The sequence below is a fragment of the Prochlorococcus marinus XMU1408 genome, assembly GCF_003208055.1.
Lineage (GTDB): Bacteria > Cyanobacteriota > Cyanobacteriia > PCC-6307 > Cyanobiaceae > Prochlorococcus_B > Prochlorococcus_B marinus_A.
Map to the genome: position 1 here is coordinate 217,133 of NZ_QJUE01000005.1, position 23,816 is coordinate 240,948.

At 30.9% G+C, this 23,816-nt stretch carries 37 protein-coding genes and 1 pseudogene; 18 read left to right on the plus strand and 20 right to left on the minus strand.

All coding sequences use genetic code 11. The features are described from left to right. Positions 1-19: 19 nt before the first annotated feature. The 3 genes from DNJ73_RS07570 to DNJ73_RS07580 all read left to right on the plus strand — a co-directional run bounded on the left by DNJ73_RS07570 (position 20) and on the right by DNJ73_RS07580 (position 1,157). On the plus strand, positions 20-328 hold the full coding sequence (locus DNJ73_RS07570; RefSeq protein WP_158467098.1) for an MATH domain-containing protein: 309 nt from the start codon (positions 20-22) through the stop codon (positions 326-328). 116 nt (positions 329-444) lie between these two features. Next, positions 445-867 (plus strand): hypothetical protein, encoded by a 423-nt coding sequence (locus tag DNJ73_RS07575; RefSeq protein ID WP_158467099.1) that lies wholly within the window; start codon positions 445-447, stop codon positions 865-867. Between the two features lie 44 nt (positions 868-911). Next, the gene (locus tag DNJ73_RS07580) at positions 912-1,157 is read left to right on the plus strand and encodes a hypothetical protein (RefSeq protein WP_158467100.1); all 246 of its coding nucleotides are present in this window, start codon (positions 912-914) and stop codon (positions 1,155-1,157) included. Here DNJ73_RS07580 and DNJ73_RS07585 read toward each other — a convergent pair. The 3 genes from DNJ73_RS07585 to DNJ73_RS07595 form a co-directional block, all read right to left on the minus strand. Further along, positions 1,154-2,020 carry an EamA family transporter gene (locus DNJ73_RS07585; protein ID WP_158467101.1) on the minus strand — a complete coding sequence of 289 codons (867 nt, stop codon included), beginning with the start codon at positions 2,018-2,020 and terminating at the stop codon, positions 1,154-1,156. The two genes, DNJ73_RS07580 and DNJ73_RS07585, sit on opposite strands and share 4 nt — an antisense overlap. A 95-nt stretch (positions 2,021-2,115) precedes the next feature. Further along, entirely contained in the window at positions 2,116-2,877 is a 762-nt protein-coding gene (locus DNJ73_RS07590; RefSeq protein ID WP_158467102.1) for a GAF domain-containing protein, read from the minus strand. Between the two features lie 232 nt (positions 2,878-3,109). After that, a complete protein-coding gene (locus DNJ73_RS07595) occupies positions 3,110-3,358 on the minus strand; it encodes a hypothetical protein (RefSeq protein ID WP_158467103.1) in 249 nt (82 codons plus the stop codon). Positions 3,359-3,811: 453 nt separating this feature from the next. Between DNJ73_RS07595 and DNJ73_RS07600 the strand changes: the two genes are divergently transcribed. Further along, a complete protein-coding gene (locus DNJ73_RS07600) occupies positions 3,812-4,210 on the plus strand; it encodes a DoxX family protein (RefSeq protein WP_158467104.1) in 399 nt (132 codons plus the stop codon). A 1-nt stretch (position 4,211) separates the two neighbouring features. Here the strand turns inward: DNJ73_RS07600 and DNJ73_RS07605 are convergent, their stop codons facing one another. Then, positions 4,212-4,478 (minus strand): OsmC family protein, encoded by a 267-nt coding sequence (locus DNJ73_RS07605; RefSeq protein WP_257473424.1) that lies wholly within the window; start codon positions 4,476-4,478, stop codon positions 4,212-4,214. 347 nt (positions 4,479-4,825) lie between these two features. Between DNJ73_RS07605 and DNJ73_RS07610 the strand changes: the two genes are divergently transcribed. Together DNJ73_RS07610 and DNJ73_RS07615 are read left to right on the plus strand one after the other, a co-directional pair. Next, positions 4,826-5,194: a hypothetical protein gene (locus tag DNJ73_RS07610; RefSeq protein ID WP_158467105.1), complete on the plus strand. Its 369-nt coding sequence runs from the start codon at positions 4,826-4,828 to the stop codon at positions 5,192-5,194. 67 nt (positions 5,195-5,261) lie between these two features. Then, positions 5,262-5,456 (plus strand): hypothetical protein, encoded by a 195-nt coding sequence (locus DNJ73_RS07615; RefSeq protein WP_158467106.1) that lies wholly within the window; start codon positions 5,262-5,264, stop codon positions 5,454-5,456. Between the two features lie 87 nt (positions 5,457-5,543). Here DNJ73_RS07615 and DNJ73_RS07620 read toward each other — a convergent pair whose 3' ends face one another. The 4 genes from DNJ73_RS07620 to DNJ73_RS07635 are packed head-to-tail and all read right to left on the minus strand — an operon-like array spanning position 5,544 to position 6,051. Continuing rightward, positions 5,544-5,663, minus strand: coding sequence for a high light inducible protein (locus DNJ73_RS07620; protein ID WP_158467107.1), 120 nt, complete (start codon positions 5,661-5,663; stop codon positions 5,544-5,546). After that, positions 5,663-5,809: a high light inducible protein gene (locus DNJ73_RS07625; protein WP_158467108.1), complete on the minus strand. Its 147-nt coding sequence runs from the start codon at positions 5,807-5,809 to the stop codon at positions 5,663-5,665. The genes DNJ73_RS07620 and DNJ73_RS07625 overlap by 1 nt, the downstream gene beginning before the upstream one ends. Beyond that, positions 5,809-5,928 (minus strand): high light inducible protein, encoded by a 120-nt coding sequence (locus DNJ73_RS07630; protein ID WP_011294968.1) that lies wholly within the window; start codon positions 5,926-5,928, stop codon positions 5,809-5,811. Before DNJ73_RS07630 ends, DNJ73_RS07625 begins: the two co-directional genes overlap by 1 nt. A 15-nt stretch (positions 5,929-5,943) precedes the next feature. Next, entirely contained in the window at positions 5,944-6,051 is a 108-nt protein-coding gene (locus tag DNJ73_RS07635) for a high light inducible protein (protein ID WP_011125327.1), read from the minus strand. 196 nt (positions 6,052-6,247) lie between these two features. On the opposite strand from DNJ73_RS07635, the gene DNJ73_RS07640 reads away from it, so the two are divergent. The 6 genes from DNJ73_RS07640 (at position 6,248) to DNJ73_RS10050 (ending at position 9,332) form a co-directional block, all read left to right on the plus strand. After that, the gene (locus tag DNJ73_RS07640; RefSeq protein ID WP_158467109.1) at positions 6,248-6,508 is read left to right on the plus strand and encodes a hypothetical protein; all 261 of its coding nucleotides are present in this window, start codon (positions 6,248-6,250) and stop codon (positions 6,506-6,508) included. A 334-nt stretch (positions 6,509-6,842) separates the two neighbouring features. Further along, positions 6,843-7,511, plus strand: a complete 669-nt coding sequence (locus DNJ73_RS07645) for a DUF3386 domain-containing protein (RefSeq protein ID WP_158467110.1) — start codon at positions 6,843-6,845, stop codon at positions 7,509-7,511. A gap of 122 nt (positions 7,512-7,633) precedes the next feature. Beyond that, positions 7,634-7,810, plus strand: a complete 177-nt coding sequence (locus tag DNJ73_RS07650) for a hypothetical protein (RefSeq protein WP_257473418.1) — start codon at positions 7,634-7,636, stop codon at positions 7,808-7,810. A gap of 598 nt (positions 7,811-8,408) precedes the next feature. Then, on the plus strand, positions 8,409-8,603 hold the full coding sequence (locus tag DNJ73_RS07655; RefSeq protein ID WP_158467111.1) for a hypothetical protein: 195 nt from the start codon (positions 8,409-8,411) through the stop codon (positions 8,601-8,603). Between the two features lie 46 nt (positions 8,604-8,649). Then, a complete protein-coding gene (locus DNJ73_RS07660; RefSeq protein ID WP_158467112.1) occupies positions 8,650-8,973 on the plus strand; it encodes a hypothetical protein in 324 nt (107 codons plus the stop codon). Positions 8,974-9,179: 206 nt separating this feature from the next. Continuing rightward, a complete protein-coding gene (locus DNJ73_RS10050) occupies positions 9,180-9,332 on the plus strand; it encodes a hypothetical protein (protein ID WP_187152622.1) in 153 nt (50 codons plus the stop codon). Positions 9,333-9,383: 51 nt separating this feature from the next. Here the strand turns inward: DNJ73_RS10050 and DNJ73_RS07665 are convergent, their stop codons facing one another. Next, positions 9,384-9,590, minus strand: a complete 207-nt coding sequence (locus DNJ73_RS07665) for a hypothetical protein (protein ID WP_158467113.1) — start codon at positions 9,588-9,590, stop codon at positions 9,384-9,386. A 133-nt stretch (positions 9,591-9,723) separates the two neighbouring features. Here DNJ73_RS07665 and DNJ73_RS10055 point away from each other — a divergent pair, with 133 nt between their 5' ends. Beyond that, positions 9,724-9,873, plus strand: a complete 150-nt coding sequence (locus DNJ73_RS10055; RefSeq protein WP_187152623.1) for a hypothetical protein — start codon at positions 9,724-9,726, stop codon at positions 9,871-9,873. A 56-nt stretch (positions 9,874-9,929) separates the two neighbouring features. Here DNJ73_RS10055 and DNJ73_RS10060 read toward each other — a convergent pair whose 3' ends face one another. From DNJ73_RS10060 to DNJ73_RS07675, 4 genes and pseudogenes are all read right to left on the minus strand, one after another. After that, positions 9,930-10,097 (minus strand): hypothetical protein, encoded by a 168-nt coding sequence (locus DNJ73_RS10060; RefSeq protein WP_187152624.1) that lies wholly within the window; start codon positions 10,095-10,097, stop codon positions 9,930-9,932. Between the two features lie 554 nt (positions 10,098-10,651). Beyond that, positions 10,652-11,941 carry an ABC-F family ATP-binding cassette domain-containing protein gene (locus DNJ73_RS07670; protein WP_410003426.1) on the minus strand — a complete coding sequence of 430 codons (1,290 nt, stop codon included), beginning with the start codon at positions 11,939-11,941 and terminating at the stop codon, positions 10,652-10,654. 123 nt (positions 11,942-12,064) lie between these two features. After that, positions 12,065-12,610 (minus strand): annotated as a pseudogene (locus DNJ73_RS10280) (ATP-binding cassette domain-containing protein); the annotation flags it as partial. A gap of 345 nt (positions 12,611-12,955) precedes the next feature. Further along, complete coding sequence (locus DNJ73_RS07675) at positions 12,956-13,165, minus strand: hypothetical protein (RefSeq protein WP_158467115.1); 210 nt, start codon at positions 13,163-13,165, stop codon at positions 12,956-12,958. 83 nt (positions 13,166-13,248) lie between these two features. On the opposite strand from DNJ73_RS07675, the gene DNJ73_RS07680 reads away from it, so the two are divergent. Continuing rightward, positions 13,249-13,611: a DUF805 domain-containing protein gene (locus tag DNJ73_RS07680; protein ID WP_158467116.1), complete on the plus strand. Its 363-nt coding sequence runs from the start codon at positions 13,249-13,251 to the stop codon at positions 13,609-13,611. A gap of 240 nt (positions 13,612-13,851) precedes the next feature. Here the strand turns inward: DNJ73_RS07680 and DNJ73_RS07685 are convergent, their stop codons facing one another. Further along, positions 13,852-14,142, minus strand: a complete 291-nt coding sequence (locus DNJ73_RS07685; protein ID WP_158467117.1) for a hypothetical protein — start codon at positions 14,140-14,142, stop codon at positions 13,852-13,854. 386 nt (positions 14,143-14,528) lie between these two features. Between DNJ73_RS07685 and DNJ73_RS07690 the strand changes: the two genes are divergently transcribed. Together DNJ73_RS07690 and DNJ73_RS07695 are read left to right on the plus strand one after the other, a co-directional pair. Continuing rightward, on the plus strand, positions 14,529-14,729 hold the full coding sequence (locus DNJ73_RS07690) for a hypothetical protein (protein ID WP_158467118.1): 201 nt from the start codon (positions 14,529-14,531) through the stop codon (positions 14,727-14,729). A 187-nt stretch (positions 14,730-14,916) separates the two neighbouring features. Then, positions 14,917-16,608, plus strand: a complete 1,692-nt coding sequence (locus DNJ73_RS07695) for a DUF6311 domain-containing protein (protein WP_158467119.1) — start codon at positions 14,917-14,919, stop codon at positions 16,606-16,608. Here DNJ73_RS07695 and DNJ73_RS07700 read toward each other — a convergent pair. The 3 genes from DNJ73_RS07700 to DNJ73_RS07710 form a co-directional block, all read right to left on the minus strand. Beyond that, complete coding sequence (locus tag DNJ73_RS07700; RefSeq protein ID WP_158467120.1) at positions 16,569-17,684, minus strand: glycosyltransferase; 1,116 nt, start codon at positions 17,682-17,684, stop codon at positions 16,569-16,571. The two genes, DNJ73_RS07695 and DNJ73_RS07700, sit on opposite strands and share 40 nt — an antisense overlap. 148 nt (positions 17,685-17,832) lie before the next feature. Further along, positions 17,833-18,063 (minus strand): hypothetical protein, encoded by a 231-nt coding sequence (locus tag DNJ73_RS07705; protein WP_158467122.1) that lies wholly within the window; start codon positions 18,061-18,063, stop codon positions 17,833-17,835. Beyond that, entirely contained in the window at positions 18,047-18,271 is a 225-nt protein-coding gene (locus tag DNJ73_RS07710; protein ID WP_158467123.1) for a hypothetical protein, read from the minus strand. Before DNJ73_RS07710 ends, DNJ73_RS07705 begins: the two co-directional genes overlap by 17 nt. 801 nt (positions 18,272-19,072) lie before the next feature. Here DNJ73_RS07710 and DNJ73_RS07715 point away from each other — a divergent pair. Next, a complete protein-coding gene (locus DNJ73_RS07715) occupies positions 19,073-19,381 on the plus strand; it encodes a hypothetical protein (RefSeq protein WP_158467124.1) in 309 nt (102 codons plus the stop codon). Next, positions 19,378-19,572: a hypothetical protein gene (locus tag DNJ73_RS07720; protein ID WP_158467125.1), complete on the plus strand. Its 195-nt coding sequence runs from the start codon at positions 19,378-19,380 to the stop codon at positions 19,570-19,572. Before DNJ73_RS07715 ends, DNJ73_RS07720 begins: the two co-directional genes overlap by 4 nt. A gap of 7 nt (positions 19,573-19,579) precedes the next feature. On the opposite strand, the gene DNJ73_RS07725 is transcribed toward DNJ73_RS07720, so the two are convergent. The 3 genes from DNJ73_RS07725 to DNJ73_RS07735 all read right to left on the minus strand — a co-directional run bounded on the left by DNJ73_RS07725 (position 19,580) and on the right by DNJ73_RS07735 (position 23,024). Continuing rightward, positions 19,580-19,846 carry a hypothetical protein gene (locus tag DNJ73_RS07725; RefSeq protein ID WP_158467126.1) on the minus strand — a complete coding sequence of 89 codons (267 nt, stop codon included), beginning with the start codon at positions 19,844-19,846 and terminating at the stop codon, positions 19,580-19,582. Positions 19,847-20,427: 581 nt separating this feature from the next. Then, a complete protein-coding gene (locus DNJ73_RS10285) occupies positions 20,428-20,511 on the minus strand; it encodes a cupin domain-containing protein (protein WP_374027166.1) in 84 nt (27 codons plus the stop codon). A 386-nt stretch (positions 20,512-20,897) separates the two neighbouring features. Next, positions 20,898-23,024 carry a tetratricopeptide repeat protein gene (locus DNJ73_RS07735; protein ID WP_158467127.1) on the minus strand — a complete coding sequence of 709 codons (2,127 nt, stop codon included), beginning with the start codon at positions 23,022-23,024 and terminating at the stop codon, positions 20,898-20,900. Positions 23,025-23,816 lie beyond the last annotated feature (792 nt).

Sequence of the window (23,816 nt, forward strand, 5' to 3'; positions counted from 1 at the left end):
AAAAAATTTAAATGTTAAAATGGATAACGATCTATCTTCACTAAATGCAATAAGCCACAAAGCGTTAAAATCCCTATTGAAAAAAGCAAAAAAAGAATTTCCATCTGTAAGTATTTCTAAAAATGAAAACATTAATGAAAATCAAGATTTCAACAATTTAATCACAGATTGGACAGAAGCAAGCCAAAAAATATTACTCGTGTTGAATAAAGGTGAGAAAGGTTTAAATAAAGATAGAAATCCTAAAACTTTAATGGCCTTGGGTGCTATGGGAGCGCACATAAATATGGCTTTACAAGCACTAAAAGCGACAGAATTTGATCAATGATAGTTAATAGTAATAAATTTATTACATAAGAATGAAAATCAACTAAATGTAGTTTTTAAAAAATATAATTAAATATTAAACCCTTAAAAAAAGAGGGTTATTCAAAAAATTTCATTTTGACCGAACAAAACCAAAATCCACTTGATCTCGTTCCAGAGTCAATAGCTAAGTTAATGAAATCAATGTCAGGTAAAAGTAAAGGATCGATTGATGATTTAATTTATTGTCACTTATATGGTGTAGTAGGAGATTGGTACCTTTCTGAGATATCAAAAGATAGGGAAATGGCATTTGGATTTCAAATAATAAATTCTGAACCTGCTTGGGAAATGGATAATTGGTTAACTAATTCCTGCGAATGGGGGGAAATCTCGATCAAAACACTTCAAGCTCTTGTCAAAGAAAAATTTTTAAAAGAAAAAGATATTCGTTTTTTAATTACAAGAGATTTATTTTGGGAACCTATGAAGTTTTCAGAAATCAATATTGATCAGAACACTCTTTTCTATCCAGGGACAACTGACAGAAATTTTTCTTAAATAGTTAAATTCAATCATTCCTTACTAATTAATTTGAAATTAAAATGAATGAAATCGATCCCAAAAATGATCCACTTTATTTATTAACAAAAGCTGTTGAGGAAGGACATCCTGAAGCTATCAAGAAAGTTAAAGAACGATTAGATAAATCAGATGATCCTTCCGAGATGAGATATCTAGAAGGATTACTTATACTATTAGGAGAACAACCTGGTGAACTAGAAGATCCTCCTGATTACGAAGATGATCCAGATGAGTATTGGCAAGAAAATGACTACTTTGAAGTCTAAATCAAAGCAATACTAACTCCAAGAAAGGACAAAATAGAATAAATAATTGTCAATGTATTTATTTTATCTCCCTCTCGCTGTGAAATAAAAATCGCAAAAACAGGAGAAAGACTTAATAAAGTCCAACCAACTCCAATTGGCAAGAATTTAAAGACTATTTGTTGACATAATATTCCGCAATTAGTTCCTAGGAAAGTTGATAAAACTAAACTTGAATGACTTTCTTTATTTATTGATCTATTACTAAGTAGATCCACAAAGTCATTTTTAAAAATTAAAAATAAAAATATTGATGCTGATAAAAGCCTGACCTCGGTAGTTTGTAAAGGAGTCAAAGCAGAACTAATTAAAATTATCCTTGATAATAAAGCTGCAAAAACTGCACAAAGAACAGATCCCAACGCACAGAGAATTCCAAGAATCTTATTTTCTCTAGAATTCTCTTGATGAAATGTATTTTGACGAACAATCATGAATAAACAAAAAGAAACAATAAAAGCACCAATCCAAACTTTTTGAGGATAAATCTCATTAATACTGATCGTACCTACTGTAGTTGCAATTATTGGGGTTAAAGCTTCAAATGAAAGGGTTTTTCTAGTCCCTATTATCTTTAAAGAATTTATGTATAAAGTGTCCCCTAAAGCTATTCCAATTATCCCACTTATTATCAAAACCAATATGGAACTGATATCAGAAATCCAACCTATAGTAAATACCACTGGTAAAAAGAAGATTGAGGCAAGAACATTTTTATAAATATTGATTTGTCTAGGTAATAAATTTGCAGACTCTTTCCTCCAAATGGAACATGCAAAAGTCCAAAAAAATACTGCTGAAATTGCCGCAAAAAAACCAATCATATTTTATGATTTTTCTTAAAGTAATTCTAAAATTAATTAGATCTATCTAGCCCAAAAAAGTGGGGCTATCTTAAATAAAGCTAGTTAAAAAAAAATTAACTACTTTTTTTGCATTCAGGTATATTATTTTTTTTGTTAAAATTAAGTTTCTCATCACTCCAGACTTCTAACACATCAGGGAAATGCTTCTCCATACATATATCGCAGATCCCATGACTAAAACGAATATCTGCAATTTTAGATAAATATTTTTCTAGATGCTGCCACTCACCATCCGCATCCCTTACCTCTTTACAATAAGAGCATGTTGTTAAAATACCTTCGGTATTATGCATATGAGTTAGCGCATCTAAAAGACGCATAGATCTTTTACGAAGTTCCAACAAGGTTACGACCTGCCTAGATAATGCCTCCATAATCTGATGCTGCTTATCGGACAAATGTCCTGGCTTTCTATCAATCACACAAAGAGTTCCAATCCGCTGATCATTTGGCGTTTGAAGTGGGAAACCAGCATATAAACGAATTTTTGGTTCCTCAACAACCAAAGGATTTGATTTAAATCGATCATCTAAGAGAGCATCCTCAATAATCAAAGGTTCTGGACTAGCAATTGCATGCGCACAAAAAGAAACATCTCTTGAAGTTTCTTTGGTCTCAAATCCACACATTGATTTAAACCATTGCCTATCTGTATCAACCAAGCTCATTAAAGAAATAGGAGTTCCACAAGTTAAAGAAGCTATTTTTGTTATGTCGTCATAACATTGCTCAGGTTGAGTACCTAAGATTCTATATTCTGCAAGAGCTCTTAGGCGCTCTTCTTCATTGCTTATTTTTGGGGCACCAAAACCCAAAATTAATACCTTTATTTATGATTTAAGGATAGGAAATATAGAGCGATAAAAACGAATCTCTTCTTAATAATAAATAATTAAGTTTTTATAAGAAAAGCATCAAACAAATGAAGTTTAGCTGAATCCCGAAAGATTATCTAAAAGACAAAAAAAGACTATACATCCTACCAAAACTAGTTATTTTTTTTAAGCACCAAAGTTAAGTAAGTAATAATTTAACTACTTTTTCAAATCAAAAAGTCTTAATACTCCTAATTTTAAAACTACTCTTTGTAATCAAATTGTCTTCATTAATCTCTAACCCTTTAACACTAGATATCTGCCCTTTTAGCCCCTCTAATTGAAGTTGTTCAATCATTTGCTGAATAACCTGGCTTTCTACTAATTTCTGATCAATCATTTCTGGGGTCATTTTCTCAAATAATTTCCCTGCTTTTGAGGCGACTACATCTGAAGCATTTGTAATTTTGAGAAGAATCATAATTAAATCTAAACTTAGATCAATTGAAATCAAATTCAATATATTTATAGTCTAATATTATATTTAATTGTAATTTGTACAATGTTAAAGAATTATATAAATGCAATTCATCTGGAAATCATTATAAAAATCTGAATAAAGGCCAAAATTATAAATAGCCAAAGCAAAGCCATCCCTATTTTATTATGGAAAGAGCCCTTCTTGTAAAAAGATGGACCCGAGCCCCAATTCCTAGACATTATTAAAAAGAAAATAATCTACAAAATAAGATAGCAATATATTTTTATTTTGATTACTCGAAAAATAAAAAGCAATATACTAAAAACCAGAATTTTAAACTTTCTAGAGATATGCTCAAAAGTAAAATACATATCACATAATAATTAAATTTGCTAAGGTTTATAAATCAAACAAATTTCCAAGAGAAATTAATTTTACCCTTTAATATTAAAAATGAACTCTGAAAAAGTAAAGAATCTAATTGGAAGAATTTTAATCTCAGCAATATTTATTTATGCAATCCCTACTAAAATTATAAATTTCGAGCAAACTATTGAAGTTCTGATAAATAAGAATATACATCCAATTTTTGCAACATTTTTATTATTTTCCGCCATCATTTGCTTGATTTTTGGGTCAATCCTTTTCATGTCAGGATTTAAACAAAGGTTAGGTGCCTATCTTCTTCTAATATTTATAGTTCCAACAACATTTATTTTTCATTTTTCCCCTTTTCAAACAAAGTCTGTTTTAATGAATGCAGGGTTAATTGGAGGTTTAGTGCTAGGATTAAATAAAGTAACAGCCGGCTCACTAAAAGACCTTTTTAACAATCAAAAGATTCATAGATAATTCAGTCTATATTATTTAATTTTAAATATTCTTTATACCAATTTAATTCAATATCAACACATTCTTCAAGATTAAGCTTTACAGGACATTCTTCAGCAATATGTTGAAGAATTTTATATTTTTCAAGATCTATTTCCAATGACATAAAAATTTCTAATACTAAAGACTTTATTTTTCTAGGCCCTTCTGATGTCATTATTTTATATACATTAATCTTAATTTCACCAATATCCCAACCTCTACGTTTTGTCTCGATACCCATAATCATTATTACACAAGTTCCCAAAGAAGATACTAATAAATCAGTTGGAGCGAAATCTTTTCCTTCCCTATCATGATCTTTGGTGCATCAGTTCAGTGAATATAACACTCCCTGAAAGAGAATACTTTGCCTCAGTTTTCAAATCTCCAAGATACTTACAACATATTTTTGTAGTCCTGAATTGAGTAAATTTTGAGTTTTTGATTTGTATAACCTGCTCTATATTTTATCTTACCGAATATTTACTCTTATCAACTACAAAACAAATTCCTTTTATTGAGATAAAATAAATATTATAATAAATATCAATCTCACTACTATAACTGTATTAATTTCTTTTATAATCAAAATAAATGACTTTTATTTCATTATTTCTTAGCCTATTAATCACTCTTAATCCTTCTTCAATTTTCAGTTGCGATGGAGATAAATTAACTGCAGTAATAAGAAATAACTTAAATGGAGATTTCGCATTAACTAATGATCTTGAAAATATTGATAAAGGAGCATTTGTCGTTCTTAACTGGCGAGATATAAACCTAATGCTCCCAGTATCTTTTAAAGTAGGAGACATATCCTTCACAGACAAGAAGTGGTTATGGAGTTATCAAGATGAAAAAAATGGATTAAGAATGGATAAACCCAGATTTGCTAAGCTTTTATCTGATGGAGAAATACAAGAATATACTTGTGATGCCGTTAAAGAGGAGAGGGTTTCATAAAGAAAATGTTAAGCAGGAAATAATAAACAGTTGATATGGCTAACTATTGAGTAATCGAAAAACTTACATGATTGTCTCAAGGTCAAAGAGATTTGTATTTGTAGATGAGAGGCTAAATGTAAGAAAAAAACAAGTTTTTGTATTCGGATCAATTATTGCAAGTATTTGCTTAAGTGGTGCATTTTTAATCGCAATTTATATTGAATATCTTCATAATCCTGTCTTTCATAATTTTATTCAATCAAAAGGGATATTCCTATAAATATTAATTTATAGGAACTAGATATTTTTATAAGAATATTAAAAAAGCTCTCATAAATGAGAGCTTTTTTAATTAAATTAATTAGCTTTATATAATACCTGGAACTATCCAGCCAGTGAATCCATAATTGATGACAGCTGCGAATAAACCCATCATCGCTAATCGGCCATTCATCTGTTCAGCTGTTTTCCAATAGTTATTTTCCATTAAACAAAACCTGGAATAATTTGACCTGTTGTTGCATAGGCACCAACTAGAGCAATACAACCAAGTAATGCTGCGTAGCCATTAAGTCTTTCCGCAGTTGCCTTTTCAGGATCAACGTTTCTTGTGTTGTTATTTTGAGTAGACATTACACAACTCCAGGGATAAGTTGACCAGTTGTTAAATAGATTCCGGTGAGAAGAACGAATGCCATCATGGCTGGTCTTCCAATACTTCTTTCAAGAATTGTTTTGTTAGATGGTTGCATGGTTAAAAAAAATTTTTAGAAGATACCAGGAATAATTTGACCTGTTGTTGCATAAGCACCAAATGCTGCAACGAAGCCAAGCATTGCTGCCCAACCGTTAAACTTTTCAGCTTCAGGAGTCATAATGAAAAATTGATTTATGTGAAGTAATGTAACGGAGGGTTGTATGAGGTTGGTGGTGGGCAACCGAACATAATAGTAAAAGTGATCAAACACATTAGAAAAATCTATATAAAACAATCCAAATTCAGGCTCCGTACCACTTCCTTATGAGTTCCTCTAAAACTCCTATAATTAAACAACTTAGATTAATAAGACTTTGTACGATCCATCAATTGGACAAGAATCATTAACAACAATTGATGTCGTAGGTGTACTAGTTGGTCATATCATTTTTGGTGTTGCGGCCACACTTTTAATAAATTGGAGTTGGATCCCCTTGAGTCCTCAACAAAAGCAGAGTGGTAGATCATTAAATGACATCAAAAAAAGCTGGGGCTGGGATGAAAAAGCTAAAGGCCACGATGAGTCTCTAAATCCAGAAAATAGAAAATTCTTAATCGATGATGATAATAAATAATCTTTTAATCATTAATAAAGTTAAATGAATTGAGTTAATGTGTATTAAAGATATAAAATTTTTTGATAAGTATATTAAACATATAAAGAAATAGAATTTTCAACTTATAGGATAATTTTTCAATATAACTTTTTCTTGCATGAACTTTGCCATAGCAATTATTGACCTTGAATAAAATGCAAATAAAAATGTCTTCTTGGAAAATAATTTATCTATGCTTATTAGTTATTTCCATAACCATCGGTTTTTTAAATAATAGCTTTAATGAATATTTTTTAATTTGTTAATTAATATCTTTTCTTTAATTGACTAATATATCTATAAAAAGGAATTTATGAAGTCCAACGAAGAAAAAGTAGCTCAATGTACTCAATTATTTAAGGCTGCTTATGAAAACCGCTACACATGGGACTCTGATTTTATAGGCTATCAAGGCAATTGCTCATGGACAGATGGTGAAAAAAAAATTAAAGGTATCTTTACTTTAGGACAAGATTTAAAAACTACTGTTAATGAAATAGATGATGAGAAAATAAAGAAAGCTGTTTCTTCACAACTTTGGGAAGTTGCTATTCATCGAGTGAGAAGGTCATTTGAACAAACTCATGGGAAGAACATCTTTACTTTTGGAGATACAAATGAAATTGGTTCAGAAATTTTAGTTGGAGGAAAAAATGAGGGTGATAAATATAGAGTCAAAAATAACGTCGTTACGATGGTCTATAGACACATCCATGGAAATTTAATAATTATCCATACTAAGGATGTAACTCATACTGGCAACGGCTACTTAAGTAAAAGCTACTCTAGTCAATATCTTGATCCTATTTCTAAAAAAGCTTTAAAAGGAAAAAGTTTTTATGAAGATGAATTCATACCTCTTTTCAAAGGAGGACCTTGGGTTTTAGCTTCTAGATCTATCCAACAAGAGTCTTTCGAGGATTCGATATTAAGCAAACAAATCTTTTCTTTTTCAGAATTAAAAAGTCTTGGATCCAACTAAGAGAAATCAATTAATCCAAACAAGAATTGGAAAAACATAAAAAGATTTGCCTAAGTGAAAACCGAGGTTTATCCATTAACTGATTTCGACTATGAATAGTTTGTGGGAAAGGAGGATTGACAATGCGTCTTAGTTTTGTTCCTATTCATGTTTTTCGTAAAACACCTCGAGTCTCATTTTTTGATGCAAACGTAAAAGGATCAAATGGTCCTGATGTTGTTATTCATCACAAAGATGCAGTATCTCCTCCCAATGACGACAATTTTGAGCAATATTACATTCATCATCATCAAAACTAGAAATCAAAATTCGAATACCCACCAATGCAAGAAATCCAGAAACTAAAACCACTATTAATTGATTTGACGTTATATCTCACAAAAAATTGACATTAAATATATTTTCAAGAACGTAAATGTAGTAATTTCTCATCAAAATAAAAACTATTTTAAGTAATTTTTTTAACTTTTTTAGAATTTCTATTCACTTTCGCAAGATCAGCCATACATGGCTTAGGGATACTGAATTGGGTTAGTAATTTCATAAAGACTTTACAGACTAAAAAATGTAGTCAACACATAAAAATATCTAATCATTTTCAACCTGAAACTCTTTTAATGAATCTCCGTAATAACTCATTGCCAATTGAAGTAAAACCCAGTTGATGGCTCTCGACATTTTACCCTCAAAATGAAGTCAAGTTAAAGATGACTAATATTTCAAAGCTTTGCCATGAGTAATTATTATTTTTAAAGAATTAAAAAATATCGTAATTGAATAAAAAACAATTAAATAATTAATTTTTCATCATAACAAGTAACGATAAGTAATCTTTTACTGCATCAAAGCATTTTAAATATAAGCTTTCTACATAAAAGCAATTAATTAAGGTATTGCATGGTTTTTCTATCTAATCCACAAGTTTGGCACTTGCCTGGTACTTGGTCTGAACAACCCATTGATGGTCCTTATTTAGGCATGACTTCTGGTCAATTAAGTTGGCTAGCTGCTTCGCTTGTGGTCACTTTATTAATAGCTTTTACCTTTTACATACTTGAGACAAGTAACTCAAAACGTAAAAGAAGTTCTTAGTATAGCTATACGCTAAGAATTTGATTTTACAGAGTAGGTAATATTTATGACATATTTTCTTCTCTATTTTTCTGGTATAGCTTTAATTTGGTGGGTTTATCGTGTTGGCTGGATTGAGGCTCTCAAAACAATTTTGAGCGTTTTAATTCCTTCGATATTAATTATTCTTTTTAATGTAAAAGCAGGGCGGCTCATTTTCAAAAACCCAGCAGTTGGAATAATCAGTGTTCTTCCCACAGCTTTTATTATTTATAGAGGGTCCAAGCCTATAGTATTTGGAATAAACAATTGGATTGACCGAAAAAGAAACGAATTTGTAACTTCACAAGATGTAGTTGATGCCGAAGTGATTTCCAAAGAGGAAGCATAGATTTCCATGCCAATAACACAGCCATAGGAATAGATCCCAAGAATCGAAAACTTCTACTCTAGTTTTTTTTTATCTACTTATTCTTTATAAGAAAGTATTTAGAGTTTGCATTTCGAAAAAATTAGGAGTTTCTTTATGCTTTTATTAGTTATATTTGTTGATCAGGTTCGATAAATGGCAATAATAAAGTTATTAGTAATTCAACCATGACAGATAACGAGCCAAAGTGGGATTACACCACTAAAGAAGGAAATTTTGCCGCAGGAGCAGCGGTTGTTGGAGGAAATTTATTAGTTCTGATTGTTTACATTCTTTACAGAACTGTGCCCTCTGTTCACCATTTCATCATAGGACGATGAGAAATCCAAAGGCCTCTTAAAAGAAGATTGAATTCTCGGTCAAAAGATTTCTTAGTATCTTCGAGTTATTGTTGATTGCGACCAAATAAAAGCTAGTAAAAAAGCCATTCCGATTAAAGGGAGAAGGGCTTTAATTAAAACAACTAAAACAAGCACTCCAAAGCCACCTGCGCTGTAAATTGCCCATTTTGGGAAATTTTTAGAGGCTCTATTCCCTTTCTTACTAGAAGACGAAATCACTTCAGGATCAATAGCCATTGCAAATCAAAATATACTCGAACCATAAACACAGTAAATCCATTTAAAAGTAAAGCAAGCAGTTAATAAATATTGAAAGTATCAAAATGTGGTAGACAATACCTGCTTGGGAGAAGATTACCGGAACTTCTAAGTGTTTCAGCTCTCTTCAAACAATCCCAAAAATGACCATGCTACTAGCGAAATAATACCAAGTATGAAAGATATGATGGCAAAAATAAATTTCCCTAAAAAAAGGATCGCAATAGCAATTGTTATAAGAACTAAAGAGACAAGCAAATAAATATAGGGGGGGATTTTATTTAGAAACTCCATAATTTCTTTTTGATGCCGTCTTCATTAAAAAGGAAACTCAGATTTCACCCTCATTAAAGAAAAAACTTTCATAAATATCCACATAACTAAAGCCCCCTCCAGAAATCCAAACCAATACAAGACATAGTTAGATATACCCATTTCTTTTTGAGCACGTTCAACAAATGATTTATGCCATTGAATCAGCTTCACAATTAATCTATATATTTAAAATCAGTATACATAATGTTATCGAATATTATTTTTGAGATAAGTAAATCCAAATCGTATTGGTTAAAAATTCATATAAAATTTCACAGTCTTTCAATTGATAAGCTGAGACTAGGTTAAAATTATTTAATCTATAAAAAATAATTACTACAAAAAGTAGTCAATTTTCATTAAATAAGAAGTTAAGCTTATATCATGAAAAAGTAGCTATTAAAAAGTTTTTTTTATCAGTCAAATTTATCGTTTATTAAATAATTTAGAGAGGTGCTTCTAAAGAAAGTGTTATTTTAAATAACTCAATCCCCTATAAATAAACTTGATTTGAGTCTTAGAAACAAAGCGACAATATACAAATGATGTTCCATTGAAATACATATTGACCATGATGCAGTGTGCCTAAGAGTGCTCAAGTCCCCGTCCTGTGGCTTGAATCGAACTGCGGTCTACAAAAGCAGATCGGACGATTGAGTCGCAAAACTACAATTATTTATAGTTTTTATACTCAACAATGTCAATGAAATTAATTAAGCATCTCTCTATTTTTCTGAACCAATAGAAGAATTAGATTGCTCCTCTGCTGTCTCGGATAACTCACTCAGTTCGATCCATCGATCTTCATACTCGTGAATAGATTCAATAAGTGCTGCTAACTGATGACTAATTTCACTGATATCCATATCAGTAGCAGTTATTTTTTTTTCTAAATATATTTTCTGCTCCTCTAGTAAAGGTAGCTTCACATCTAAGTCTTTAAGTTCTCTAGCTTCTTTGAAAATCAATCGCCTCTTTTGATTTTTAGGCTTTAATTTTATTTGTTTCCTATTCTCATTGCCTGAATCATTAGCGATCTTAGCTTGTTCTTTTTTTTCATTATTTCTCTCCTCTATAATTTTTTGTTCTAGAAATCTCGAGTAATTACCTTCATATCTTCTCAAATTAGCATTTTCAAAATTAAAAATCCTATCAACAGTTCGATCAAGAAAATATCTATCATGTGATACGACTACTACACAACCTTTAAAATCCTCAAGAAAATCTTCGAGTACGCTTAATGTTTGTATATCTAAATCATTAGTCGGCTCATCAAGCAACAATACATTGGGAGCTTTTATGAGCATTTTACATAGAGCAAGTCTTCTTTTCTCTCCTCCTGAAAGCTTAGATAGAGGACTATGTTGCTGACTTGGTGGAAAAAGGAATTTTTCTAAAAGCTGTGATGCTGTAATTTGTTTCCCTCCATGATCAATTCGTGATGCAGACTCCTCCACAAATTCAATAACCTTACGATTTAATCCTCTCCCTTGATTTAAATCATTTGTATGTTGATCAAGATAACCAATATGGACTGTTTCTCCAAGTTTAATTTTCCCACTTGTAGGCAATCTTTTACCCGCAATTAGATCTAAAAGAGTCGATTTACCACTTCCATTTGGACCAATAACACCTACTCGATCCTCCGGACTAAAGCTATAAGTAAAATCATTTAAGAGATCTAAATTTTTCTCTTTAACATTTATAGAAAGTCCTAGACCTTCAGCCTCAATTGCTATCTTTCCAATTCTTCTATTCAATGAATTCATTTCTAATTTTGCTTTGATTTGAATTTTTGGTTTCGCTTGCATTTCAGCAATCCTTTGAATACGTGCTTTTTGTTTTGTGCTCCTTGCTTTAGGACCTTGTCTTAACCAAGCTAATTCTTTTCTTAAAACACCCTGAAATTTTTTCTGTGAAGATGCCTCTGATTGCTCGTTTTCAACTTTCTGTTGAAGAAATTCACGGTAATTTCCTGAATAATTACGAGCTTCGCCATTATTAATTTCGATCATCCGAGTTGTAATACGATCAAGAACATACCTGTCGTGTGTAATCAATACAAGAGCACCCTCATAATGGTCTAACCAGTTTTGAAGCCATTCAACTGCAGATGCATCTAAGTGATTAGTAGGTTCGTCAAGAAGTAAAACATCTGGTTGAGAGACAAGTGCTGCGGCAAGCCCCACTCTTTTGCGATAACCACCAGAAAGATCTTTTACTGGTTTATCTAAATCTTTTATTCCTAGTCTTCTCAAAACATCTTGGCATTGTTGTTCTAAGTTCCAAGCCCCAGCGGCATCCATAAGTTCACTTGCTTGACCAAACCTTTTCAACAGAGTTTCATCTTTCGGATGTTCAGCTATTTTCCTACTTAGCTTGCTGAAATTGAGCAATAATTTTCTTTTTTCTCCGCACCCTTCAAGGACTTCCTCCAAAATACTTTTTTCACTACCGTAACTCGTTTCTTGACCTACTAAAGCTATCCGCAAAGATGATAAACAGTTCCTTTTACCCTCCATCAAAGGTTCTACACCAGCAAGAACCCTCAAAAGTGTTGACTTGCCAGATCCATTTGGACCAATCAAACCAAGTCTTTCTCCTTTATTAATATGAAGGTCTAGATTTTTAAAAAGATTTTTTATACCAAAGTCTGTTGAAGCATTTACAAGACTAATCAACACAGGTTAGGTCCTCAAATCCATGGCAAAGTCACCTAATTAATAATAGCCTTTTCTACTCGTCATATCTTAAAACTCTTTGCCATGAAGTTTATAAAAATCAGTGTCTTATATTTATTTAGCTTGTTCTAACTCTCCAGAGCCTTAATAAACATTAACTTTACTATTAATTATTTTAAAATAGTATTTCATATAAACAGGAAAGCCTTGATATCTAAAAAAGTAATTTTCAGATAAATTCTGCCATTAAATAAAGCTAAGCAATTAGCAATAATATTTAGTATTGATAATCAAAGATTACATACGAAGCCTGAAGTAAGGTGAAAGGCTGAAACTAAATCAAGAAGTTTAACGAAAGAAATTACAATATTGCTCTACTCTTGAGCTAACTCTACCAGAATCTTTTAAGTCTAGTAGTCTTGCTGCTACTCCAGCATTTATTTCGGCTGCATAATAACGACCACAAATATTCTTGGTATCATAAATCCGCTCATCAGCATGAACAGACATTGGAGATAGAAGAGAAGTAGATAACGCTATAAGAAGAATTCGGTTCATTATTATTTTTTATTAGGAGACAAAAGCTTAGGGCATTTCATGAGTATGATAATACATAATGATTACTAACAATCAGAATAAGTATGAATTTTCTAGAGAGAGTTTTTTCAAATTATTTTCTGGCTTGGAGTCAAATTTTTAATTACAAAGACAAAACAAGTAGGATCCCCTTTTGGCACTTTTTTGTCCTAGATAGCTTAATAGGAGCTTTAGTTTCATTATTGTCTAACAACAATCTAGCTAATGATCCAAACGACTTTTATGTAATTACCGAGGGTTATGACTGGAGTTACATATATAGTATTCCCTCTTTTTTAGTATTTTTAGCTCTATTAATAAGAAGGCTTAGAGATATAGGTAAAGAGAACTTAGTTTTATGGACATTTTGCTCGTTTATTCCTTTTTATAATCTTTATTTATTTGCTCAGCCTTCATCAGAAAAATAAATAAAGCTTATAAATTCTTAAGTGGTCATGAAAAATTATTCTAACTCCTTGAGCTTTTCATCTTAGTATCTAGAAATCCCTACTTGAATATATATGCCGGAATTTAGTAGACATAGTATCGACTGCAAAGTATAAAATATTCCATAATTACTTATTCTCTGTAATTTCTAGCCATAACATCTTGTTGTCCCTTACTAAGAGTTATTAGATAAGAAAATTTTTCTGAATTTTTTATTCATCTTATTTCCTACCTCTAAAAGTACGTGGATAAGGGACATCCAGAGCATTAAATCTTTCAATTTTTTTTCTACGTTCATAACGTTTATAAAATGAATCGAAAGCTGTGGATACCGAAAACCATGATAATGCACAAGCAATAAAAATTCTGGCTCCTTCGGTCGAAGCAAGCCAATAAATAATAGGGTCAACTATAAAATTAATACTAACTAAGAGACAAATTAATAAAGTAAGAGTAAGACAAGTAAAAACTACTAATACTCTGAAAATTTTGTTTGTGTTGAGATGTTTCATATAAACATGTTCTCAAATGTATTACGAATCTGTATTTGCTATTTTCAAGCAAGTTAACGAGATAAGCTGTTTTAATGTAATAAAAATTGATTCAACATTTTTATTCCCTTATAATTCATCTCATAAAAAGAATACGTTAATAATCTAGATAGAGAGTGTGACCAATCTAGTTATAACTATTGCTAAGGGAACTTAAATAGTGATTTAGAATCAGGATATGTACCCTTTTTTATGGTTTGCTGAATCAGCAGAGAGAAAAGCTATCTTTCGAAAGATGAAAATATTTACATAAACAATTAAAATGATTTTACTCCTAGCTGAAAAAGCTTAAGTTTACAAACGTCTCTAAGAAGGTAATTTAGATTAGCTACTTTTACTTTCAACTAATGGCATTCCACCAACCTGTTGAGGAAACGATGTCAGAGGTTATATGTCATATGTTAAAAAGAACGGACAAAGTAAACACGGGAGACCAGATAGCGATAGGTCAAGAATATAGGGAATGGATTAAATGCATAAAAAATAAGGAGCTTGCTCCTCAAAACATACTCTTCATTAATACATCTACTTTTGGGAAGAAATTTTAATAAGGTGACCCCCTATATTTATAAGACTTGTATCTCATGAATATTACGCGAAATCCACAGTTTAAAAATCCTTACCCTTTTCTACCATTGGAAACTATTTATTTTACATTATGCTAATACTCTAAAATTATAGAAATCTAGTCCCAGGAATGAATTGAATGCTTGCTAATAAAGAGTGAAAACCCTCATGAGATTTAATCAAAGAATTGAGATCTTCAACCTAGCTAGAGTTATTTTATTATTTTTATGGATATATGCATGGGGAAATTGCGTAAATCCTTTATCGATTGAATGCTTTTCTTATCCTGAAGAAAGCGATCATATTCAACATTTCTTAGGATGGATAAGTTATGCATATGATGATAACTCTAATTTAATACCACCAACATTTTCAAGTTGGACATGGCCATATGATTCTCAACTTTTATTTGCAGATACAATTCCTCTTTTATCTATAATATTCAAACCAATTATTCAACTATTTAATATTAAGTTCCATTACTTCAGTTTAATATCATTAATCAATATATTACTTATATTTAATTGCGTGGTAAAAATTGGTGATTACTTTAATTTAAGAAAAATAGATACTTCTATTTTAGGTTTTTTATTGGCATTTTCTCCGATAGCAATACTAAGAATATATGCTGGTCATGAATCATTATCCCTTCATATTCTAATAGTTTACCCTTTAATGTTAATAATAACTAGAAATAGCAATATATGGAAATGGCTAATTATTTATCTGGCTGCATTGGGTATTCATGCATACTTCATCCCAATAATAGCTCTCCTAAATATATATGAGTTATGGAGTTCCTTTATAGAGAAAGGATATGCAATAAATCCTAAATATAGAAAACTTATAGCTTTTATATTGTTGATAATCCTAGGAGGAGTGTTGTTTGGGTATGTACCTAACTCATTTTCAGCTTCAAAAAATGGCGTTTTATGGAGTGCAAATGTTTTAGCATTAATTGATCCTCAAATAACTTCGCTTATATTTCCTGGAATTCAAAATATACCAATAATACAATGGGAAGGATATAGTTATCTTGGATTAATCGGAATATTTTTAATCGCTATTACGATTTTTATGTGGTCTAGAAAAATAGAATTAATCAAAGTTTTTCCATCTCAATCATTTTTATTAATATTAACAGTGTTTATATTCATAATAGCCATAGGCAATCCTATATATTTTATGGATATAGAGCTTTCCAAGACTAACTATATTTTAAATCTACTAGGGTCATATAAGTATATCTTTAGAGCAACTGGAAGGTTAATGTGGCCCATATATTATATTTTAATGATTTGGTCTTTCATTAATGTATCTAGTTATCTCCGAAAAAGGTCTAATATTCATAGGATATTCATTATTTTTTCTATATTCTTATTACTAGAAAGTCATATGTATTTGACAATTAAAGTGAATGCTTTAATGAATAAAAGAAGTTTATTAGGTTTAGAATATATAAAACGTCAAAGTAACAATGATATCTCTTTTTTAATAAAAGAAAACAAATACCTAATAAATGCAACTGGCAATCCATATTTTAGAACAAAAGATTTACCAGCGTATATGATTCATTCTACAAACCCTAAGATGAAAACTAATTATCTACCCAGGTTCGCTCGCGAGAATATTAGATTTATAAAAAATTATAGTTTATCCCAATGTCAAATCTTAGACCTGATTTACAAAAAAATTCCTAATAATGAATTAAGCAAATCGATTTTTATTTTGCAGGATGATATCACTCCTAAATGTAATAATAAATATAAAAAAATTCTCAACTTGCAAGAACCTGGTTTTTCTATTTATAAAATAAAAGATTATGGAGCATTCCAAACAAATTTGGATGATGCTGCATAATTCCAAATAAAAACAACAATTATTCCTGCCATCTGCGCAAAAAAAGTATTTGGAGATACAAACTTATAAAAGCTGCTAGTAAGACCGATATTTGCCAAGATAGGTAATGAAGCAACTAAAAGAAATTTAAAAAGTCCTCTAATTAGAGCTATATTCTTAAGTCGGCTTGAACGAAAAGTAAGAAGATTATTAATTAGATAGTTTGATGTAGCAGCAAAAACAACAGATATTGGCAAGGCTTGTTCAAAACTTAAAATTGTAAGTTGAAGAATGACCTGAGTAGAAATTAATTGAACAAATATACCAATTGATCCAACGAGTCCAAAACTTATAGCTCTTCTGGGAAGTATCCTAAGAGTTATTGTATGGATTAAGGAAATTAGAAAATCCCACATTATAGAAAGATCAAGCTTTGATTCTCCATAGCCTCTCTCTTGAAAAGAGAGAGGTAATTCTTCAATTAATAATTTACCACGACTAATTGCTAACAATTCATATAAAAACTTAAAACCATTTACATCTATTTTTTTAACAAAAGGCAAACAACTTTGACGATATAAAACAAAAAATCCACTCATATAGTCTGTAAGGTTTTTATATTTATAAGATAAACTTAGGCGAGCAATAAAATTTGCTATTGATGATCCATTTTTTCTTCCTTTGCTTAAACCTTTAATATTTGATTCCCCAAGAAATCTACTCCCAAGAACTAGATCCTTCTGTTGAGCTTTTAATATTTCAATAGCCTTAAAAATAGTAATAGGTTCATGCTGACCATCACTATCCATCACAGCGACAATCTCACCAGTTGCATTAATAAATCCCTCTTTAATCGCACTTGAAAGACCAGATCGATTGTAACGATTAATCAATCGAATTCTTCTATCTTTGCCAGCTAGTTCCCTAATTAATAAAGCAGTCCCATCTGTCGAATTATCATCTATTACTAATATCTCTAATTGATATTGATTAGAGATATTTAAAAGTTCATTTATAACATTTTCAATATTATTCCTTTCGTTATAAGAAGGAAGTACAATAGTCACATCTATTGGTTTACTTGAGTCAAGAATCATTTTGTTAGATTCATATACAATCCATTCTGATTAGATGGCTTTCTATAAAAATTATAGAATAACATGACTACTTGATTTTCACTTTTATAAAATCAGCAAGTTTTAGCAGGGAATTATGCTAAAAAAATTAAATTAAAAAGATAGGGATTCACTTGAGATCAATAGTCCAACGTCGTTTACCCATGCGATCTGATTCGGAATAACAATTAGCAATCAAATCTCCATTTTTTTTTCTGACTGAACATTCAATACCATCTTCAGTTCTATAGAAACTGGATGTTGAAGCGGAAGCTTCAGTTAACAAGTTCGAGGGCAAATTATTTAAAATCAACGACCAAATGAGTTCCTCATTTGAATCCTCATTAGTTGTGAATTGCATTTTTATTTGAATCTTTTGTGATTAGGACCTTGCCTTTATCTAAAATATCAGTTCCTGGAATGCCTTTAGCTACTGATCCGATCAAAGTCGAATGAGCTTCTGGATCTTTCTTTAAAGTTGTGACACCAAGATCATTTTTTGAAATCAATATAAAAATAATTATCCCAACAAATGTCAGGATAATTGCCAGAGCCAATGAAGATTCCATAACAGATTTTTTTTTAGCCCTACCAAATTAAGATAAGAAATAAAATCTACATACAAAAAAGAACTAACTAATATCACTATTTATTCAAAGAACTTTGCAATTTTTTACTATTTTGTAGAAAAAAAATTACATAGCACGTTGAAGTATAAAAAAAACATCAATCTGGTAAAATAGATCGGCATGCAATATAAGAATTAATAGATAATTTAAGAACTTCCACACGGATACGCAGTTGAAGATATTTTTTAACACAAGTGACCCTAAGATAGGGAATAATCATTGATTTCCCTTCCTAAGGTTTAAGAAAGAATGCACAAAAGAAATAGATAAAGTGAGGCCAAGTAAACAATTAGATTAATCACAAACGTTTCATTCAATAGACAATAATTCCTACAAGCTAATAAGAGAAAGAGATTTTTTTTAAAATATAATTAAAATAGGCATGATTCGACTTTAAAGCAATGATTTTTGCATTAGCTTCTTCTCAACTAGGGGTTAGTTCGTTAACTATCAATATAATTCTAATTTCTTCAGTAGTGATTTTATTAATATTACCAACTTTATTCCTTCTTAGATCAGGTCAAGGCAAATCAGCATTTTAAATACTAGAAAACTGTTCAAAAACTCTTAGAGAATAGTGATTAGTAGAATAAATAAAAATGATTTGTTCGAAAATCAGCTAATCGCATAATTGATCCAGATAAACGTAACTTATAAGCACAAGTTTGTTTCATTTTTAATAGACAATTTAGCTTATGTAGAGCGAATATTAAAAGTGAGTTTATTAATCGTATAAAATATATGTTTTTATATCCAAAAAAGAATTCAGAATTCTTTGATGAAAATTCAAATTTTTTTAGTACCAGTAAGTTACATGCTTTAGATAAATATTGGAGTAATAATAGCTCTCATCCTACTCATCAAAAAATACATGAGATGATTGAGAGAATTTTAATTCAAAGAGGGGAAAAAACATTGAAGCAGGAGAGAATATCTCTAATTAAGCAGTTGGAAAAATCTTTTTTAATTTCTAATCCGATGGGAAGATTTAGCGCAAATATTATTGGATTAATAACTAAGCTTTTAATCTTAAAAAATCAATTAAAATGAACCAAGAAATCAAAAGGCTAGCTGATGCAAAACTGCAGTGGGAAAATGATATAAAAATGTATAATGATTTTCTAAAGAGTAAAAGCAAAACTTTTGAAGGTAAATACGGTGCTATAGAATATATTAATATGGCTGAAAATAGAATAAACGATATTAATAAGAAATTAAAAGAGATTAAAAAAGAATCATAGAAAATATTCAAGAAGGGTGAAACTTTTTATATAATTGATTTTCTGATAATTCAATTCCAAAACAGACAATATTATCAAAAGCACCATTCTTATGCATAGTTGTCATATAATCCTTAATTTCTTGGCTATCAAATATTAATCCAAAATCAATACAATATTTACATAATATATTCATCGCAGCCTCATGGTTAGTAAGGAATTCCTCACAAAGTTCTATTAGATTTTCTTCATTCAAATTATTTATCATTTTTTGAAAATCGTTAAAATCACTCATTTGATTTTCCAGAAGTCGAAGTTATTTATTCATAACTTTTTTTGCATGATCTCGTCATAACAAATATTGCTCTCGGAAGTAATAAAATACTCAGCAGGGTGTAACTTCATCCAAAAACATAGTCACCAAAACAACTCTTATTTCAGTTGAAATTACAAGTCAACATGTAATACCTTTTTATTTATACAAAAGATTAAAAGAAGTTGATTTTTGTTTTTCTAGAAAGTATAAATTAAAACCATGCCATGTAATTATTAATAGTATTTATTTATTAAAAAAGAAAGTAAAATGGCTAATAACAAAAATAAAACTATTTCTCAATATGAATAAAGATCTAAGTCAAATGACAATTGATAAAGATATAACCCAAACTAATTATCCAATACTGTTCAAAGGGATATGGACAGGTGTTTTAATATCATTGATAGTACATCAATTTATCAATCATTAAAGTTTGAGTTGAATTAAGATAGAAGTATAAGAATTAATAACCAAATCGATAATGCTTCAGGGCTGCTTTGTGAGCTTTCCATCTAAGTCCATTCCTGCATGAAATACAACTAGGTCATCTGCTCAACCTTCTAAAGTTCTTCTCCTTCAGGAATCACAGTCACTTCACCTTCAAGCAATAAGCAAGTCTCCTTCTTGTCATAAGTCCAATCCAAAGAGCTTGTATCACAAGTCCATAACGGCCAATTTTTAATTTCTCAACTGTACTTTCTGGAAAGAAGAAGTAACTAATATCGACACGGAATAATAGACATATAGACTTTTTTATAACTGATAATGAATACGATTATTTTTGTTTCTTCAAACGTTCGGAGAAATGCTTGAAGTCAAATTACGAATAGAACTAGAACTCAATCTCCCAATAGAAGATTATGTAAAGAGTTAGAAGCATATCAAATTTCATTCGAACTTCTCATTTCGCTGAGATAACATGGCCTCAAAGGAACTTAACTATTGGCTTATGAAAAGTTAAACTTGAGTGAATGACTGAATTTCAATTGACTTGTCCTCACCACAATCATCAAGACAGAGATCAGAAATATTAGATGAGATTATGTTCTACATCTTCGAAAGAGCTAAGTGCCATTGACACTCTCTCCATAACTTCTTGCCAGTTATGCCGCTCTTTTTGTCGGAATAATTTCATCGATGAATACCAAAACGTATTTTCTCCTTTAAGTCCCCATGTCCAATAAGGAATATCTTTTAGAAGTAACCAAACTTTTTTACCCATTCCTCCAGCTAAATGCGCAATTGAAGTATCACAAGTAATAATTAAATCACAGTTTTCAATGATGGCAGCATTTTCAAGGAAATCCCAAGTTGAATCAATTTGAGGTTGGCATTCAACAAATTTATTTTTAAAAGAGCAATGTTCTAGTTGTTCTGAGCCAAACCCTTTTTGGAGAGAAAGCATAGTGACTTCATTCCTGATAGCTAGTATTGAAAAATCTACTAAAGGAATTGAACGTCCTTGATAAGAAAGCTTTTCCATATTTGGATTGCCTTGCCAATTAATACCAATAATTGGTCTTTTTTCTTTAGAAAGAATATCTTTCCATTTTTGATTTAATTCAGTTGTTGAATAAATGTATGGTTCAGTAATGATTGGATTTTCTGGCCTTACTTTTAAATATCTAAGTAAAGATAAAAGTGGTATCCATTCCCCTTCTAAAATGTTGCTTGCCTGCTCTGGAGTTAATGGTTCAGGATCAATACCTGAAGCTTTGATTAATGAATGTAATTTTTCTTGAGCAGAAAATGAGATATCAAGCCCTTGTTTACGTAAATAAGGAATGTAGCGCATAAATTGAAGGGTATCGCCTAAACCTTGTTCACTAATGACTAAGAGCTTTTCTGGTTTGTCTAAGCTTTGATGATCGACTTTTTTGATTTTTGTTTTGCTGTGTGTGATGGCAGGTTGTTTTGTTTTAAATCGAAATTCATAGTTTTCTAGTCCAAATTTGTAATCTCCATTTAAGAGTTCTAAGTATGAAAGGTTGGAATAGGCATCTGCGTAATCAGGATTAAGTTCAATAGCTCTGCGAGTCAATAATTCTGCTTCTTGTAATTTGCCAAGTTCTATCAATGTGACTCCTAGATTAGAATAGGCATCTGCGCTATTAGGATTGAGATCAATAGCTCTGCGAGTCAATAATTCTGCTTCTTGCAATTTCCCAAGATCTCTCAAGATATTACCTAGATTGGAATGAGCCTCTGCGCTATTAGGATTGAGATCAATAGCTCTGCGAGTCAATAATTCTGCTTCTTGTAATTTGCCAAGGTCTCTCAAGATATTACCTAGATTGGAATGAGCCTCTGCGCTATTAGGATTGAGATCAATAGCTTTGCGTTGGCATAACTCTGCTTCTTGCAATTTCCCAAGATCTCTCAAGATATTACCTAGATTGGAATGAGCCTCTGCGCTATTAGGATTGAGATCAATAGCTTTGCGTTGGTTTAACTCTGCTTCTTGCAATTTCCCAAGATCTCTCAAGATATTACCTAGATTGGAATGAGCCTCTGCGCTATTAGGATTGAGATCAATAGCTTTGCGTTGGCATAACTCTGCTTCTTGCAATTTCCCAAGATCTCTCAAGATATTACCTAGATTGGAATGAGCATTTGTGAAATCAGGTTTCAGTTCAATAGCTTTACGCTGACATAATTCTGCTTCTTTTAAGTTGCCAAGATCTTTCAAGATATTACCCAGATTAGAATGTACTTCTGCGCTCTCAGGTTTGAGTTCAAGAGCTTTACGAGTTGATGATTCTGCTTCTTTTAACTTACCAAGAACTTTCAGTAGATTACCAAGATTAGAATGTGCATCTGCTTGATTAGGTTTCAGTTCAATAGCTGTACGAAGGAATGATTCTGCTTCTTCAAACTTGCCAAGTCTTTTTAAGATAGCTCCATAATTAGAAAAAACTCTGTGATCAGAGAAACCCCGATCAATGAAATATTGATAATATTTTGCTGCTTCTGAAATATTTCCTTGTGAATGAAATTTCAATGCTTGATAAATTATTTGTTCTTTAGAGGGTTTAGAAGAAGTATTTGTCTTAATAGTAATATTTTCTTTGGTTTCTCTTAAATCAAATGGAACATTGAATATTTTTATACCAGTGGATTTATTCTTTCTTTGTTCTTCTTTGTCTGATTTTTCCATATATTTTATTTCAGTTAAAGAGACAACAAAATACGCACATATATATTTCCTTTATAAGTGATCAAGATCTATTAAATATTTCTTCTTAATACTTTGCGACTGCAACTCTTCAAATGCTGCTTTTATCTATTGATCCATAACTCGCGATTATTATAGAGAAAAAAGTTATTGTTTCACTAGACTCAAAGTTATTCAAACTTTATTCAAACCCTGCATTTACCCTTAAACGCATGTCAGATAAAGACATCTCGTACCGGCAAGATAAAGGATAATACAGTGTAAGCACTGCGTGAGCACACTGTACTAATACCCTTAAATACTTTTTATACAAATAGATTTCAATTTACGTTGTATAATCGGCATTAGGCGGGACATAGATAGCCCCATATTCCCCTCCAGAAAGTAGACATAGGGAAAGATTGATACTCTATGAAGAAACATGCACCACCTTGGTATCACTCCATCAATGAGAAATGTGTGGATAGACTTTAAATATTGTGTGGATAGAAAAAATACTAAAAACTCAAATCTGTTTGCGTCACAAGTTTTCTCAATAGAACATCGTTATTAGCAATAGAGTTGTTTTCAATAAAGTACGATCTGTTAGTTGTTAGTAATAGAAGCTTGAAGGTTTTTATTAACACTCCTTTCAATGACAACTATTACTCATGAGGCTAATGAAGCATGAGCCAGATTAAAGGATTAAAAATAGGAAGCTATTTAATTAATCTAGCCAACTGATTATCTTAAATATTTCAAACCTCTATAAGTAAGAGTTATTGATGCCTTTTC

Bases quoted from the DNA above. Each gene is read 5' to 3' on its own strand.
- DNJ73_RS07570 (WP_158467098.1), top strand. From the start codon at position 20: ATGGATAACGATCTATCTTCACTAAATGCAATAAGCCACAAAGCGTTA.
- DNJ73_RS07580 (WP_158467100.1), top strand. From the start codon at position 912: ATGAATGAAATCGATCCCAAAAATGATCCACTTTATTTATTAACAAAA.
- DNJ73_RS07585 (WP_158467101.1), bottom strand. From the start codon at position 2,020: ATGATTGGTTTTTTTGCGGCAATTTCAGCAGTATTTTTTTGGACTTTT.
- DNJ73_RS07595 (WP_158467103.1), bottom strand. From the start codon at position 3,358: ATGATTCTTCTCAAAATTACAAATGCTTCAGATGTAGTCGCCTCAAAA.
- DNJ73_RS07600 (WP_158467104.1), top strand. From the start codon at position 3,812: ATGAACTCTGAAAAAGTAAAGAATCTAATTGGAAGAATTTTAATCTCA.
- DNJ73_RS07605 (WP_257473424.1), bottom strand. From the start codon at position 4,478: ATGATTATGGGTATCGAGACAAAACGTAGAGGTTGGGATATTGGTGAA.
- DNJ73_RS07610 (WP_158467105.1), top strand. From the start codon at position 4,826: ATGACTTTTATTTCATTATTTCTTAGCCTATTAATCACTCTTAATCCT.
- DNJ73_RS07615 (WP_158467106.1), top strand. From the start codon at position 5,262: ATGATTGTCTCAAGGTCAAAGAGATTTGTATTTGTAGATGAGAGGCTA.
- DNJ73_RS07620 (WP_158467107.1), bottom strand. From the start codon at position 5,663: ATGGAAAATAACTATTGGAAAACAGCTGAACAGATGAATGGCCGATTA.
- DNJ73_RS07625 (WP_158467108.1), bottom strand. From the start codon at position 5,809: ATGTCTACTCAAAATAACAACACAAGAAACGTTGATCCTGAAAAGGCA.
- DNJ73_RS07630 (WP_011294968.1), bottom strand. From the start codon at position 5,928: ATGCAACCATCTAACAAAACAATTCTTGAAAGAAGTATTGGAAGACCA.
- DNJ73_RS07635 (WP_011125327.1), bottom strand. From the start codon at position 6,051: ATGACTCCTGAAGCTGAAAAGTTTAACGGTTGGGCAGCAATGCTTGGC.
- DNJ73_RS07645 (WP_158467110.1), top strand. From the start codon at position 6,843: ATGAAGTCCAACGAAGAAAAAGTAGCTCAATGTACTCAATTATTTAAG.
- DNJ73_RS07650 (WP_257473418.1), top strand. From the start codon at position 7,634: ATGCGTCTTAGTTTTGTTCCTATTCATGTTTTTCGTAAAACACCTCGA.
- DNJ73_RS07655 (WP_158467111.1), top strand. From the start codon at position 8,409: ATGGTTTTTCTATCTAATCCACAAGTTTGGCACTTGCCTGGTACTTGG.
- DNJ73_RS07660 (WP_158467112.1), top strand. From the start codon at position 8,650: ATGACATATTTTCTTCTCTATTTTTCTGGTATAGCTTTAATTTGGTGG.
- DNJ73_RS10050 (WP_187152622.1), top strand. From the start codon at position 9,180: ATGACAGATAACGAGCCAAAGTGGGATTACACCACTAAAGAAGGAAAT.
- DNJ73_RS07665 (WP_158467113.1), bottom strand. From the start codon at position 9,590: ATGGCTATTGATCCTGAAGTGATTTCGTCTTCTAGTAAGAAAGGGAAT.
- DNJ73_RS07670 (WP_410003426.1), bottom strand. From the start codon at position 11,941: ATGATCGAAATTAATAATGGCGAAGCTCGTAATTATTCAGGAAATTAC.
- DNJ73_RS07675 (WP_158467115.1), bottom strand. From the start codon at position 13,165: ATGAACCGAATTCTTCTTATAGCGTTATCTACTTCTCTTCTATCTCCA.
- DNJ73_RS07680 (WP_158467116.1), top strand. From the start codon at position 13,249: ATGAATTTTCTAGAGAGAGTTTTTTCAAATTATTTTCTGGCTTGGAGT.
- DNJ73_RS07685 (WP_158467117.1), bottom strand. From the start codon at position 14,142: ATGAAACATCTCAACACAAACAAAATTTTCAGAGTATTAGTAGTTTTT.
- DNJ73_RS07690 (WP_158467118.1), top strand. From the start codon at position 14,529: ATGGCATTCCACCAACCTGTTGAGGAAACGATGTCAGAGGTTATATGT.
- DNJ73_RS07695 (WP_158467119.1), top strand. From the start codon at position 14,917: ATGAGATTTAATCAAAGAATTGAGATCTTCAACCTAGCTAGAGTTATT.
- DNJ73_RS07700 (WP_158467120.1), bottom strand. From the start codon at position 17,684: ATGATTCTTGACTCAAGTAAACCAATAGATGTGACTATTGTACTTCCT.
- DNJ73_RS07705 (WP_158467122.1), bottom strand. From the start codon at position 18,063: ATGCAATTCACAACTAATGAGGATTCAAATGAGGAACTCATTTGGTCG.
- DNJ73_RS07710 (WP_158467123.1), bottom strand. From the start codon at position 18,271: ATGGAATCTTCATTGGCTCTGGCAATTATCCTGACATTTGTTGGGATA.
- DNJ73_RS07715 (WP_158467124.1), top strand. From the start codon at position 19,073: ATGTTTTTATATCCAAAAAAGAATTCAGAATTCTTTGATGAAAATTCA.
- DNJ73_RS07720 (WP_158467125.1), top strand. From the start codon at position 19,378: ATGAACCAAGAAATCAAAAGGCTAGCTGATGCAAAACTGCAGTGGGAA.
- DNJ73_RS07725 (WP_158467126.1), bottom strand. From the start codon at position 19,846: ATGAGTGATTTTAACGATTTTCAAAAAATGATAAATAATTTGAATGAA.
- DNJ73_RS07735 (WP_158467127.1), bottom strand. From the start codon at position 23,024: ATGGAAAAATCAGACAAAGAAGAACAAAGAAAGAATAAATCCACTGGT.